The organism is Bordetella genomosp. 1, assembly GCF_002261335.1.
Classification (GTDB): domain Bacteria; phylum Pseudomonadota; class Gammaproteobacteria; order Burkholderiales; family Burkholderiaceae_B; genus Bordetella.
Window position 1 is genome coordinate 411241 of the sequence record NZ_NEVL01000002.1, and the last position, 13891, is coordinate 425131.

The following is a 13891-nucleotide window of genomic DNA, read 5'->3' on the forward strand; positions in this document are numbered from 1 at the left end:
AAGGTGCCAGTAAGAGCATGGCGATACGGTTGCGTGTCGGCAAAAACGGCAGCACCAAAATCACTATTCGGAGACAAAACCATGTCGAATGCCATCCAATCCGTCCTGGTCGAAACCCGCGTCTTCCCGCCGCCGGAAGCGGCCGTGAAGGGCGCTGCCATTTCCGGGATGGACGCCTACCGCGCGCTCTGCCAGGAAGCCGAGCAGGATTTCGACGGGTTCTGGACGCGCCATGCGCGCGAGAACCTGCAATGGACCAAACCCTTCACCCAGGTGCTCGACGAGTCCGACGCGCCGTTCTACCGCTGGTTCGGCGACGGCGAGCTCAATGTCTCGGCCAACTGCCTCGACGTGCACCTCACGAACGGCAACGCCGACAAGACCGCCATCATCTTCGAGTCCGACGACGGCAAGTCCGTGAAGGTCAGCTATCGCGAGCTGCTGGCGCGCGTGTGCCGCTTCGCCAACGGCCTGAAGGCGCTGGGCTACAAGAAGGGCGACCGCGCCATCATCTACATGCCCATGTCGATCGAGGCGGTGGTGGCCATGCAGGCCTGCGCGCGCCTGGGCGTGACGCACTCGGTGGTGTTCGGCGGCTTCTCCGCCAAGAGCCTCCAGGAACGCATCGTCGACGTCGGCGCCTCGCTGGTCATCACGGCCGATGAGCAGGTGCGCGGCGGCAAGACCATTCCGCTCAAGCCCGCCATCGAAGAAGCCTTCGCCATGGGCGGCTGCGATGCCGTCACCAAGGTCGTGGTGTATCGCCGCACCGGCGGCAAGGTGGCCTGGAAGGAAGGCCGCGACCTCTGGATGCACGATGTCGAGGCCGACCAGCCCGACACCTGCGAGCCGGTGCCGGTCAATGCCGAGCATCCGCTCTTCATCCTCTACACCTCCGGTTCGACCGGCAAGCCCAAGGGCGTGCAGCATGCGTCGGCCGGCTATCTGCTGTGGTCGCTGCTGACCGTGAAGTGGACCTTCGACGCGCGCGCCGACGACGTCTACTGGTGCACGGCCGACGTGGGCTGGATCACCGGCCACACCTACATCACCTACGGCCCGCTGGCCGCCGGCCTGACGCAGGTCGTGTTCGAGGGCGTGCCCACCTATCCCGACGCCGGCCGCTTCTGGGACATGATCGCGCGCCACAAGGTGTCGGTGTTCTATACCGCGCCCACCGCCATCCGTTCGCTCATCAAGGCCGCGGAAGCCACCCCGACCACCCACCCGAAAAACTACGATCTGGATTCGCTGCGCATCATCGGCACGGTGGGCGAGCCCATCAATCCCGAGGCGTGGATCTGGTATCACAAGAACGTCGGCCGCGAGCGCTGCCCGATCGTGGACACCTGGTGGCAGACCGAGACCGGCGGCCACATGATCACGCCGCTGCCGGGCGCGACCCCGCTCAAGCCGGGTTCGTGCACGCTGCCGCTGCCGGGCATCGCCGCGGCCATCGTCGACGAGACCGGTGCCGACGTGGAGCAGGGCAACGGCGGCTTCCTCGTCATCAAGAAGCCGTGGCCCTCGATGATCCGCACCATCTGGGGCGATCCCGAGCGCTTCAAGAAGAGCTACTTCCCGCCCGAGCTGCGCGGCTATTACCTCGCCGGCGACGGCGCGCAGCGCGACGCCGACGGCTACTTCTGGATCATGGGCCGCATCGACGACGTGCTCAACGTGTCCGGCCACCGCCTGGGCACGATGGAGGTCGAGTCGGCGCTGGTGGCGCACGAGCTGGTGGCCGAGGCCGCCGTGGTGGGCCGTCCCGACGACACCACCGGCGAAGCCGTGGTGGCATTCGTGGTGCTCAAGCGCGCGCGTCCGGAAGGCGAGGAGGCGCAACAGATCGCCAAGCTGCTGCGCGACCACGTCGCCAAGGAAATCGGCCCCATCGCCAAGCCCAAGGACATCCGCTTCGGCGACAACCTGCCCAAGACCCGCTCGGGCAAGATCATGCGCCGCCTGCTGCGCGTGGTGGCCAAGGGCGAAGAGGTCACGCAGGACGTGTCCACGCTGGAAAACCCCGCGATCCTGGACCAGTTGTCGAAATCGTTGTGAACGCAACCTGTCGCGCCGCCGTGTTCGGCTGGCGTACCGCGACAGGCGCATAATGGCAAACCTGCACGGGCTGTTCCGTGCAGGTTTTTTTTTCGTCGCCAGGAGTGGGCCGTGAGTCGCGCGGGTTTCGACCGTACCGGGGTGTTGTTGATGCTGGGCACGGTCCTGGTATGGGCCGGCAGCTGGATCGCCATGAAGCTGGTGGTGCCCTACATCGGCCCCTATGACTTCGTGGTGGTGCGCTACCTGAGCGGCGCCGCCGTGCTGTTCGCCGTGTTGGTCTTCACCGGCCGGCCGCTCGCGATGCCGCCCTGGAAGCTGACCGTCGCGGTGGGCCTGACCCAGACCGCGTCGTTCCAGGGCTTCGTGCAGACCGCGCTGGTGACCGGGGGCGTGGGCAAGGTCTCGCTGATGGCCTACACCATGCCGTTCTGGGTAGTGCTGTTTGCCTGGCTGCTGCTGGGCGAACGCCCGACCTGGCGCCATTGGGCCGGCATCGCGCTGGCCGCGCTCGGCCTGATCTGCTTCGTCGAGCCCTGGGCCGGCGTGGGCGACATCGGCCCCGTCGTGCTGGGCGTGGCGAGCGGCCTGTGCTGGGGCCTGGGCACGGTGTTTTCCAAGCGCATGTTCGAGCGGCACCGCCCCGACATCATCACCTTCACCGCCTGGCAGATGCTGATCGGCGGGCTGGCGATCACGCCCATCGCGCTGCTGGTGCCGCAGATCGAGGCCCGCTGGGGCTGGCAGCTCTGGACCGGCATGACCTATATCGTGCTGATCGCGTCGGCGCTGGCCTGGCTGCTGTGGCTGGCCGTGGTGCGGCGCCTGCCGGCCTCGGTGGCCGGTCTGTCCAGCCTGGGCGTGCCGGTGGTGGCGATGCTGCTGGCCTGGCTGATCCTGCACGAGCAGCCCAACGGCGCCGAGCTGTCCGGCATGGCGCTGATCCTGGGCGGTATTCTGGTGGTGAGCCGCGCCGCGCGGTCCTGAGATTTTCTGATGTTGTCCGGCAACGGGTTTGAGAAGGAACGATGATGATCGATTTGCGCAGTGATACCGTGACCCGCCCCTCCGAGGGGATGCGCGAGGCCATGATGCGGGCGCCGGTGGGCGACGACGTGATGGGCGACGACCCGACCACGCGCGAGCTCGAGGCCGTGCTGGCCGAGCGCGCCGGCAAGGAGGCCGGGCTCTATTGCCCCTCGGGCACGCAGAGCAACCTGGTCGGCCTGATGGCGCATTGCGGCCGTGGCGATGAATACCTGGTGGGCCAGCTCGCCCACACCTACAAATACGAAGGCGGCGGCGCCGCGGTGCTGGGCAGCATCCAGCCGCAGCCCATCGAACACGCCGCCGACGGCTCGCTGCCGATCGAGAAGCTGGCCGCCGCGATCAAGCCGCTAGACGATCCGCACTACGCGCGCACGCGCCTGCTCGCGCTCGAGAACACCTTCCACGGCAAGGTGATTCCGCAAGACTACATCCTGCGCGCCAGCGCGTTCGCGCGCGAGCACGGCCTGGGCGTCCATCTGGACGGCGCCCGCGTGTTCAACGCGGCCGCCGCCACCGGCCTGGACCTGCGCACTCTGTGCGAGCCCTTCGACAGCGTCTCGATCTGCTTCTCCAAGGGCCTGGGCGCGCCGGTGGGCTCGGTGCTGGTGGGCAGCCGAGCGCTGATCGCGCAGGCGCGCCGTTGGCGCAAGGTGGTGGGCGGCGGCCTGCGCCAGTCCGGCATGCTGGCCGCGGCCTGCCTGTACGCGCTCGAACACAACGTGGCGCGGCTGGCCGATGACCACGCCAACGCCAAACTGCTGGCCGAAGGCCTGGGCGCCATCGCCGGCGTGCGCGTGATCTCGCAGCAGACCAACATGGTGTTCGCCGAGTTCGAGCCGGCGCGCTGCGAAGGCCTGACCGCCGCGCTCGACGGCCAGGGCATCAAGATGCGTGCGGTCTATGGCGGGCCGACCCGCCTGGTGACGCACCTCGACATCAGCACCGAAGACGTGCGCCGCGTGGTGCGCGCGGTGGCCGACTACTGCGCCACGGCCGCGCACTGAGGCTCGGCCCGGCCCGCGGCCCGCGGACGGCGCGCGGCGGACTCAGGGCAGGCCGCGCAGCACGTCGCCCAGCGTGCTGAACAGGCGGGCGATCTGGTCCGGCTCGATGATGAGCGGCGGCGACAGCAGCATGGTGTCGCCCGCCGAGCGGATCAGGCAGTCGCGCTCCAGGCAGGCCTGGTGCACGGCGAAGCCGCGCTGGCCCGGCTTGCCGTCCTCGGGCGCCAGCTCGATGGCGGCAAGCAGGCCGATGTTGCGCACGTCCACCACGTGCGGCAGACCCTTGAGCGAGTGGGCCGCGTCCTCCCACAGCGGCGCCAGCTCGCGCGCCCGCTCGAACAGCCCCTCGCGTGCGGCGATCTCCAGCGTGGCCAGGCCGGCGGCGCAGGCCAGGGGATGGCCCGAGTAGGTGTAGCCGTGGGCGAATTCGATGGCGCTGTCCGGCCCCTGCATGAAGGCCTCGTAGACCGACTCGCGCACCAGCGTGGCGCCCATCGGAATGGCGCCGTTGGTGAGGCCCTTGGCGCTGGTGATGATGTCGGGCATCACGCCGAAGTGGCTGGCCGAATAGGCGCCATCGATGCGGCCGAAGCCGCAGATCACCTCGTCGAAGATCAGCAGGATGCCGTGCCGGTCGCAGATCTCGCGCAGGCGCTGCAGATAGCCGCGCGGCGGCACCAGCACACCGGTTGAGCCCGCAACGGGTTCCACGATGACGGCCGCGATGGTCGAGGCATCGTGCAGCGCTACGATGCGCTCGAGCGCATCGGCCAGGTGCGCGCCCCATTCGGGCTGGCCGCGGGTGTAGGCCATCTTCTCGCGGTCATAGGTGTGGGGCAGGTGGTCGACGAAGGGCAGCAGATTGCCGTAGGCCTTGCGATGCCCGGCGATGCCCGAGACCGACAGGCCGCCGAAGCCCACGCCGTGATAGGCGCGCTCGCGGCCGATCAGGCGCACGCGCTGCGCGTCGCCGCGGGCGCGGTGGTAGCCCAGCGCGATCTTCAGGGCGGTGTCGACCGCCTCCGAGCCCGAGTTCGAGAAGAACACCTGCGAGAAGCCCTGCGGGGCCACGTCGATCAGCGCATCGGCAAAGCGGAACGCCAGCGGGTGGCTCATCTGGAAGGAGGCCGCGTAGTCCAGGTCGGCGGCCGTCTGCGAGATGGCGCGCACGATCTCGGGCCGGCCATGCCCGGCATTCACGCACCAGAGCCCGGCAATGCCGTCGAGCACTTCGCTGCCGTCCGGCCGGAAGTAATACATGTCCTGCGCGCCGCTGAACACCACCGGATTGCGCTTGAAGCGCCGGTTCGAGGTGAAGGGCAGCCAGTAGGCGTCGGGGTTGGGGAGTTGAGGCGTCATCGGGCATTCCTGCTAACGGGTTTGCGATGGCGCCATTTTGTATTAATAAATCAAAAAATACAATCGGTGAGTAGACGTGCAAAGGCACGGCCGCATGCCGAGCGGCCGGCTGGCCGTGACGGATCAGGAGAGTTGCAGCGAGGTCTTCAGGTGCTGGCGCATGAGTTGCGCGGCCCATTCCTGGTCGCCGCTTTCGATGGCGGCCAGGATCTGCAGGTGTTCGCGGCTGGAGTCGACCGAGCGCGCCGCGTGGTAGTAGGCGCGGTGCTCTTCGAGGCGGCGCAGCTGGTTCTGCTGCTGCACCGCCTGCAGGATGTAGCGGTTGCCGGAAAAGCGCGCCAGCAGCTCGTGGAACGAGGCGTTCAGGTCGAAGAAGGCGTGCGCGGGCATGTCGACCTCGCCCGCGAGCACGGCCTCGTGCGCGGCGCGCATGCGGGCGAGCGCCTGCGGGTCGGCCTGGAAGGTGGGCTCGAGCAGGCCGGCGCACTCCACCGTCATGCGGAAGCGGTAGCTCTCTGCCAGCGCCTGCGCGTTGGCCAGCGAGGGCGCGAATTGCCAGCCATGGCCCTTGCGCTTTTCCACCAGGCCATCGGCCGACAGCTGCACCAGCGCCTTGGCCACCACGCTGCGCGCAGCGCCGTAGCGCGCGATCAGGTCGCGCTCGGAGAAAGTGTCGGGCAGGGCACGCGCGGCGCGGTCCTCGACCACGCGGCGACAGAGTTCGTCCTGGGTCGGGCCGGCGGCGTGGCCGGCCAGCGCCGCGGCGTCGGGCGTGCCCGCATTGGCCACCGTGTAGCCGCTGTTGGGGCGATGGGCGATCAGGCCCTGCTGCGCCACCAGCCGCAGCGCGGCGCGGATGGGCGTGCGCGACACCTGATAGTGCGCGCACAGCGCCTGTTCGGACAGGTGCGAGCCCTGCGGATAGCGGCCGGCGGCGATGTCGTGCGCCAGGCGGCGGGCCAGGTCGACCTGCAGGGGCGTGGGGCGGGGCAGGGCGGTGGAAGGAGCGGACATCGGCAGGCGGTCGCGGTCAGGGGCAGGCGCTATGGTAGCGGAGCCTGGCTGCCGCGGCGCAGTTTTTGGTGCCGAAATTGTCTTTTTATAAAGAAAAAATCAATCAAGCATGGGCGGCCCGGCTGTCGGCGGGCGCCTGGGCACGTTCCTGCATGCCGTAGTCGCGGATCACGCCGGCGATGCGCAGCCGGTAGTCGGCGAACACGCCGGCGCGGCCGCTGGCCTGGGCCGCGCGGTGTTCATCGAGGTTGCGCCAGGCCTGCACGGCGGCCTCGTCGCGCCAGAACGAGAGCGACAGGATCTTGCCCGGCGTGCTCAGGCTCTGGAAACGTTCGACGGAGAGGAAACCGTCCATCTGGCGCAGGCGCGGCACCAGCGTGGCGGCGATGTCGAGGTAGGTGTCGCGCTGGCCTTCGGCAGGCGTGACTTCGAAGATGACGGCAATCATGGGGCGCTCCGGACGGAAAGCGGCGCCGCTCGGTGGCGCCTGGCGGAAAGTATCGGCGGGCGCGAGGCGGCACGCTTCGGCGCAGGCCGAAGCGTGGCCTGCGGCTCAGTCGCCGGTGCGTGCGGCGTCGATCAGCGCGCGGTAGCCTTCGCGCGAATCCGGCCAGGCCAGCGCCAGGCCGCAGCGGCGCAGCCGCGCGTTGCGCAGGCGCTTGCTGCCCACCGCCGCCGGCGCGGGGCCCTCGGCGGGCGCCGGTGCGCCCAGCATGCGCGCCAGGTCGGCGTACAGCACGTCGAGCGGCAGCGGCGTGTCGTCGGCGCCGACGTAGCAGGCCTCGGCTTCGGGCAGGTGCAGCAGGTGCGCGACCGCTGCGGCCGCGTCGTCGATGTGGATGCGGTTGGCCCAGTGCGGCGGCGTGCGCGGCGCCGCAGCCTTGCCCGCGCGCAACCGCTCGAGCAGCTGTACGCGGCCCGGCCCGTACAGGCCGGCCAGCCGCAGCGACACGCTGCTCACCGGTTGCGCCCGCAACCAGGTTTCGGCCTGCAGCAGGATTTCGCCATTGAAGCCCTGGGGCGCCGGCGGCGTGGTTTCGTCGATCCAGTCGCCATGGTGCTCGCCATAGACGGCCGACGACGACACGAACACGAAGCGCGCCAGCGCCGCGTGATCGAGCGCGGCCATCAGGTTGGCCAGGCCGTCGAGGAACACCGCGCGGTAGCGCTGCGGCTCGCGTCCGCCCGGCGTGGGCAGGTAGGCGACGCGGGTGATGCCGGCCGGCAATTGCGCGAGGGAGGCGGGATCGGCCAGGTCGGCGGCGATCCAGCGCAGCCCGGCCGGGCCGTCGGCCGGCGGCGAGCGGCGCAGGGCCCAGACCTCGTCGCCGCGCGCCAGCAGGCGTTGCGCGGCGCGCATGCCCAGGTCGCCGCAGCCGGCCAGCAAGATGCGCTCAGTCATGTATCGCTCCCATTGAAAACGCCTGCCGGAGGCGATCCGGCAGGCGTCGTGGCAGGCGGGGCGGTGCGCGCCGTCGCGGGCGCGCGCCGTCCGTCACATGCCGTTGTAGACCGGACCTTCGCCACCTTGCGGGGCGACCCAGACGATGTTCTGGCGCGGATCCTTGATGTCGCAGGTCTTGCAGTGCACGCAGTTCTGCGCGTTGATCTGCAGGCGATCGGCGCCGTGGTCGTCCTTGATGAACTCGTACACGCCGGCCGGACAGTAACGCGCCTCGGGGCCACCGTAGGTGGCCAGGTTCACCGTCACCGGGATCTCGGGATCCTTGAGCGTGAGGTGGACCGGCTCGTTCTCTTCGTGGTTGGTGTTGGAGATGAACACCGAACTCAGGCGGTCGAACGTGAGCTTGCCGTCGGGCTTCGGATAGTCGATGCGTGCGCACTGCGAAGCGGGTTGCAGACAGGCGTGATCGGGCTTGTTGTTGCGCAGCGACCAGGGCATCTTGCCCTTGAGCAGCTTCTGTTCGATGCCGGTCATGAGCACGGCCACCGTGCGGCCCTTCTTGAACCACTGCTTGAAGTTGCGCGCGCGATCGAGCTCGGCGTGCAGCCACGACTTCTCGAAGGCGGCCGGGTAGGCGGAGAGCTCATCCTGGCGGCGATCGGCGACGACGGCCTCGAACGCGGCTTCGGCGGCCATCATGCCCGACTTGATCGCGGCATGGCTGCCCTTAATGCGCGAGGCGTTCAGGAAGCCGGCCTCACAGCCGACCATCGCGCCGCCCGGGAAGGTGAGCTTGGGCAGCGCCAGCAGGCCGCCCGCGGTGATCGCGCGGGCGCCGTAGGCAATGCGCTTGCCGCCTTCGAAGGTGCCGCGGATGGCGGGGTGGGTCTTGTAGCGCTGGAATTCCTCGAACGGCGAGAGCCACGGATTGGCGTAGTCCAGGCCCACGATCAGGCCGACCACCACGATGTTGTTGTCGAGGTGATAGAGGAACGAACCGCCGTAGGTGTCGGCATCCAGCGGCCAGCCGGCGGTGTGCACCACCAGGCCGGGACGCGATTGCGCCGGATCGACTTCCCACATTTCCTTGATGCCGATGCCGTAGCTCTGGGCGTTGCGGCCCTCGTCGAGCTTGAAGCGTTCGATCAGCTGGCGGCCCAGCTGGCCGCGCGAACCTTCGGCGAAGATGGTGTAGCGCGCCAGCAGTTCCATGCCGGGCTGGTAATGGTCGGTGTGCGAGCCGTCGCGGGCCACGCCCATGTCGCCGGTGGCCACGCCACGGACGGCGCCCGCTTCGTCGTAGAGCACTTCGGCGGCGGCAAAGCCCGGGAAGATGTCCACGCCGAGGGCCTCGGCCTGCTCGCCCAGCCACTGCGCCACGTCACCCAGGCGCACGATGTAGTTGCCCTTGTTGTGGAAACAGTCGGGCAGCAGCCATTCGGGCGTGCTGCGCGCGCCGGTGGGGCTCAGGAACAGGAACTTATCCTGCGTGACCGGCACGTTCAGCGGCGCGCCTTTTTCCTTCCAGTCGGGAATCAGCTCGGTCAGTGCGCTGGGGTCCATGACCGCGCCCGACAGGATGTGCGCGCCGATGGCGGCGCCTTTTTCCAATACACACACGCCGATTTCCTGATTCTTTTCGGCGGCAAGCTGTTTCAGGCGGATGGCAGTGGCGAGACCGGCGGGACCGCCGCCGACCACCACCACGTCGTATTCCATCGACTCGCGTTCAGACATTACGAAAATCCCCTCTATGTGTCCTGCTCTGGCAGGCGGTATTATCAATGATTGTATTGCAGCCTGCACTCAGGCTGCATGCCCGTGATTACAGGAGTCCGGTGAGTGAACCCTACAGAACCGGCGGCCACGCTTGAAGTGGGCGCCGTGCATCAAATCGATCTGCCGCTGCGCTGGGGCGATTCCGACGCCCTCAACCATCTGAACAACACCCTTTACTTCCGCCTGATGGAAGAGGCGCGCATGCGCATCCTCTATGACTCGGGGCTCACGCTGCCGGCTGAGCAAGGGCCGATCCTGGCGCACGCCTCGTGCGATTTCCTGCGTCCGCTCACCTATCCGGCCACGGTGCGCGTCACGCATACCGTGAGCAAGATGGGCCGCTCCAGCATGGAGCTCGAGCTCACGCTCGAGAAGGTCGGCGACGATGGCGGCCCGTATGCGCGCGGCCGCAACGTGCTGGTCTGGATGGACTACGTGGCAAACCGCTCGGCGCCCTGGCCGCCCGAGGTGCTGGCGCGCCTGGCGGACCAACTGCGCTTGCAGCAATCACGCTAGCCGGTAGAATCGCTGCAAAGCACAAAAGAATATCGAAGGGGGCGCGGCGTATCGTCGTCAGGGCCTCCCGCCAGTTTGATTCTCTATATCAACCAGGAGTTGGAGCGATGGACAAGGTATATGCAAGCGCCCAGGAGGCGCTCGCAGGCATCGTCAAGAACGGCCAGATGATCGCCGTGGGCGGCTTCGGCCTTTGCGGCATTCCCGAGGCGCTGATTGCCGCGCTGCGCGATTCGGGCGTGAAAGACCTCACCTGCATCAGCAATAACGCCGGGGTCGACGGTTTCGGCCTGGGCCAGCTGCTCAACACGCGCCAGGTGCGCAAGATGATTGCCTCGTACGTGGGCGAAAACAAGGAATTCGAACGCCAGTACCTGTCGGGCGAACTCGAGCTCGAGTTCACGCCGCAGGGCACGCTGGCCGAGAAGCTGCGCGCCGGCGGCGCCGGCATCCCGGCCTTCTTCACCCGCACCGGCGTGGGCACCATCGTCGCCGACGGCAAGGAAATCCGCGAGTTCGACGGCCATCAATATGTGATGGAACGCGCGCTCACGCCCGACGTGTCGCTGGTCAAGGCGCACATCGCCGACCGCAGCGGCAACCTGGTGTTCCGCAAGACCGCCCGCAACTTCAATCCCAACGTCGCCATGGCCGGCAAGATCACCGTGGTCGAGGTCGAGAAGATCGTTGATACCGGCACGCTGGACCCCGATCAGGTCCACCTGCCCGGCATCTATGTGCACCGGATCGTGCTCAACACGAATCCCGAGAAGCGCATCGAACAACGCACCACTCGCCCGGCCTAAAGGAGAACAGTCATGGCATGGTCCCGCGATGAAATGGCTGCGCGTGCGGCGCGCGAGCTGCAAGACGGCTTTTATGTGAACCTGGGCATCGGCCTGCCGACCCTGGTCGCCAACCACGTGCCCAAGGGTGTCGAGGTCTGGCTGCAATCCGAAAACGGCCTGCTCGGCATCGGCCCGTTCCCCACCGAGGAAGAGGTCGATGCCGACCTGATCAACGCCGGCAAGCAGACGGTCACCACGCTGCCGGGCTCGTCGATCTTCTCGTCCGCCGACTCGTTCGCGATGATCCGCGGCGGCAAGATCAACCTCGCCATCCTGGGCGCGATGCAGGTGTCGGAGAAGGGCGACCTGGCCAACTGGATGATCCCGGGCAAGATGGTCAAGGGCATGGGCGGCGCGATGGATCTCGTCGCCGGTGTCGGCCGCGTGGTCGTGCTGATGGAACACATCGCCAAGAAGAAAGACGGCACCGAAGACATCAAGCTGCTGCCCGAATGCACGCTGCCGCTCACCGGCGTGGGCGTGGTCAACCTGATCATCACCGATCTGGGCGTGCTCGAAGTCACCGAAGCGGGCCTGAAGCTGATCGAAGTGGCGCCCGGCGTCACGGTCGATGAGATCCAGGCCAAGACCGGCGCCAAGCTCGACGTCTCCGCCGTCAGCTGAACCTCCGTCGGCCGGCCTCGCGCCGGCATGAAAACCCCGCACGGCGTCGCCCTGCGGGGTTTTTTTGCGCTTGTGGGCGGCCCACGCCCCTGAAAATCGTCCGTCAAGTGGACGTTCGCCCCGGTGCACGATGCACCGTGATGGGGCGTCTCCCAGGAGCGAGGCCCATGCACCAGAATGGCCGCAAGGGTATTCCCTAAATATGAAAATTTATTTTCTTACTTAAAATTCGCCGGTAAACAAATTTACATAAAGGGGGCCGCCGAGGCCGCCTTCGCATCTCCGGCACCCGCACGATCCGTCCTCTCCCAACGCCTCCGCCGCACGCCCACTCCCGCCCCTCCATGACCCAGGCCGCCACTCCGATCGCCGAACGCATCGCGCGCGCCCAGCCTACGTTCAGCCGCACCCAGCACCGGATGGCGGAATACGTGCTGGCGCACCAGTTCCGCGTCGCGACCATGACGATCGACGAGTTCGCCGGTGCGGCGGGCGTGTCGGTGGCGAGCGCCAACCGCTTCGCGCGGGCGCTCGACCTGCCGGGTTACCCGCAGTTCCGCGCCGAGCTGGCGCGCGGCTTCGAGTCGGCGCTGGAGCCGGTGGAGAAGCTGCGCGTGGAGCTGGCCCATTCGGCCAGCGCGGTGCAGATCTTCGCCGCCACGCTCGAGGAAGACATCCGCAACGCGCAGCGCACCCTGCAGTCGCTCGACGCGGCCGCCTGTGAGCGCGCGGTGCAGGCCGTGCTGGGCGCGGAGCGCGTGTTCATCATCGGTTTCGGCGCGAGCGGCTTCCTGGCCGGCATGCTGCAACGCGGGCTGTGCATGCATCTGCACTCCTGCGAGTCGCTTGCCGGGCCGGGTGGCGTGTCGCATGCCGCGCGCCAGATGTCGCGCATGACCAGCCGCGACCTCGTGATCGCGATCGGCTTTCCGCGCTACCTGGCCGACACGGTGACGCTGGCGCGCGCCGCCCAGAGCGCGGGCGTGCCGGTGCTGGTGCTGACCGACAAGCCGACCTCGCCGCTGGCGCCGTGCGCCACGGTGGCGCTGTACGCGCATTCGAGCCGTCAGTTGCTGTCGAATTCCGAAACCGGCGCGCTGGGCCTGATCGAGGGCCTGTCGGCCGCGGTCGCGCATCGCGCTAAAGACTCAATCGAAGCCGCCGCTGGCGTGACCCAGTCGGTCATGCCCTGGCTTATCCATGGTGTAGCAGGAGCAGGAAAACGATGATTACCCCCGTGATCGCGATCCACGGTGGCGCCGGCGCGATGGCGCGCGCCGCGATGTCGCCCGAGAAGGAACAGGAATATCTGGACGCGCTGCGCCGCATCGTGGCCGCCGGCCAGCGGGTGCTGGCCGATGGCGGCTCGGCGCTCGACGCCGTGACCGAAGCGGTGCGCCTGCTCGAAGACTGCCCGCTGTTCAACGCCGGCCACGGGGCCGTGTTCACCAGCGCCGCGACGCATGAGCTCGACGCCGCCATCATGGACGGCGCCACGCTGCGCTCGGGCGCCATCGCCAACGTCAGCAACGTGCGCAATCCGGTGCTGGCCGCGCGCAAGGTCATGGAGAACAGCAAGCACGTGTTCTTCGTGGGCGAGGGCGCCGAGACCTACGCCGCCGAACAGGGCCTGGACATCGTCGACCCGTCGTACTTCTCGACCGAGGCGCGCCGCGAGCAATTGTTGCGCGTGCAACGCGAGAACCCCGACGCCGCCGTGCTCGATCACGACGGCCAGGCACTGGTGGCCCGCGGCCAGCCCGCGCCGGCCGATCCGCTCGACAGCGACAAGAAGTTCGGCACGGTGGGCGCGGTGGCGCTCGACGCCCAGGGCAACCTGGCCGCGGCCACCTCGACCGGCGGCATCACCAACAAGCAGGTCGGCCGCGTCGGCGACGCGCCGCTGATCGGCGCCGGCACCTACGCCAACAACCGCACCTGCGCGGTGTCCACCACCGGCACCGGCGAGATGTTCATCCGCATGGTGGCGGCCTACGACATCTCCGCCCTGATGGAATACACCGGCGCCAGCCTGCAGCAGGCCGCCGATCGCGTCGTGATGGAAAAGCTGCCCACCATCGAGGGCAAGGGCGGCCTGGTGGCCGTCGACGCACAGGGCAACGTGGCGTTGCCCTTCAACACCGAAGGCATGTACCGGGGTTTTGGCCGTGTTGGCCAGCAGCCCGACGTTGCCATTTACCGATGACACGGCGCGCGCTGCGCGCCCCGCA

General features: G+C 68.2%; 13 protein-coding genes. 8 read left to right on the top strand and 5 right to left on the bottom strand.

The genetic code is table 11. The features are described from left to right. Positions 1-81: 81 nt before the first annotated feature. The 3 genes from acs to ltaE all read left to right on the top strand — a co-directional run bounded on the left by acs (position 82) and on the right by ltaE (position 4115). Positions 82-2061: an acetate--CoA ligase gene (acs, locus tag CEG14_RS07095; protein ID WP_094825652.1), complete on the top strand. Its 1980-nt coding sequence runs from the start codon at positions 82-84 to the stop codon at positions 2059-2061. Positions 2062-2172: 111 nt separating this feature from the next. Further along, positions 2173-3048, top strand: a complete 876-nt coding sequence (locus CEG14_RS07100) for a DMT family transporter (protein WP_094825653.1) — start codon at positions 2173-2175, stop codon at positions 3046-3048. 44 nt (positions 3049-3092) lie between these two features. Continuing rightward, positions 3093-4115, top strand: a complete 1023-nt coding sequence (gene ltaE, locus CEG14_RS07105; protein WP_094825922.1) for a low-specificity L-threonine aldolase — start codon at positions 3093-3095, stop codon at positions 4113-4115. A 42-nt stretch (positions 4116-4157) separates the two neighbouring features. Here the strand turns inward: ltaE and CEG14_RS07110 are convergent, their stop codons facing one another. The 5 genes from CEG14_RS07110 to CEG14_RS07130 form a co-directional block, all read right to left on the bottom strand. After that, on the bottom strand, positions 4158-5474 hold the full coding sequence (locus CEG14_RS07110) for an aspartate aminotransferase family protein (protein WP_094825654.1): 1317 nt from the start codon (positions 5472-5474) through the stop codon (positions 4158-4160). 123 nt (positions 5475-5597) lie between these two features. After that, positions 5598-6488 (bottom strand): GntR family transcriptional regulator, encoded by an 891-nt coding sequence (locus CEG14_RS07115; RefSeq protein WP_094825655.1) that lies wholly within the window; start codon positions 6486-6488, stop codon positions 5598-5600. Between the two features lie 103 nt (positions 6489-6591). Then, complete coding sequence (locus CEG14_RS07120; protein ID WP_094825656.1) at positions 6592-6936, bottom strand: antibiotic biosynthesis monooxygenase family protein; 345 nt, start codon at positions 6934-6936, stop codon at positions 6592-6594. Between the two features lie 105 nt (positions 6937-7041). Next, entirely contained in the window at positions 7042-7890 is an 849-nt protein-coding gene (locus tag CEG14_RS07125; protein WP_094825657.1) for an NAD-dependent epimerase/dehydratase family protein, read from the bottom strand. Between the two features lie 93 nt (positions 7891-7983). Then, on the bottom strand, positions 7984-9630 hold the full coding sequence (locus CEG14_RS07130) for an electron transfer flavoprotein-ubiquinone oxidoreductase (protein ID WP_176461403.1): 1647 nt from the start codon (positions 9628-9630) through the stop codon (positions 7984-7986). A 105-nt stretch (positions 9631-9735) separates the two neighbouring features. On the opposite strand from CEG14_RS07130, the gene CEG14_RS07135 reads away from it, so the two are divergent. The 5 genes from CEG14_RS07135 to CEG14_RS07155 all read left to right on the top strand — a co-directional run bounded on the left by CEG14_RS07135 (position 9736) and on the right by CEG14_RS07155 (position 13866). After that, positions 9736-10188: an acyl-CoA thioesterase gene (locus CEG14_RS07135; RefSeq protein ID WP_094825659.1), complete on the top strand. Its 453-nt coding sequence runs from the start codon at positions 9736-9738 to the stop codon at positions 10186-10188. Between the two features lie 107 nt (positions 10189-10295). Then, complete coding sequence (locus tag CEG14_RS07140) at positions 10296-10994, top strand: CoA transferase subunit A (protein ID WP_094825660.1); 699 nt, start codon at positions 10296-10298, stop codon at positions 10992-10994. A 12-nt stretch (positions 10995-11006) separates the two neighbouring features. Beyond that, complete coding sequence (locus CEG14_RS07145) at positions 11007-11660, top strand: CoA transferase subunit B (protein WP_094825661.1); 654 nt, start codon at positions 11007-11009, stop codon at positions 11658-11660. A gap of 344 nt (positions 11661-12004) precedes the next feature. Next, positions 12005-12889: a MurR/RpiR family transcriptional regulator gene (locus CEG14_RS07150; RefSeq protein ID WP_094825662.1), complete on the top strand. Its 885-nt coding sequence runs from the start codon at positions 12005-12007 to the stop codon at positions 12887-12889. After that, complete coding sequence (locus CEG14_RS07155) at positions 12886-13866, top strand: isoaspartyl peptidase/L-asparaginase family protein (RefSeq protein WP_094825663.1); 981 nt, start codon at positions 12886-12888, stop codon at positions 13864-13866. Before CEG14_RS07150 ends, CEG14_RS07155 begins: the two co-directional genes overlap by 4 nt. Positions 13867-13891 lie beyond the last annotated feature (25 nt).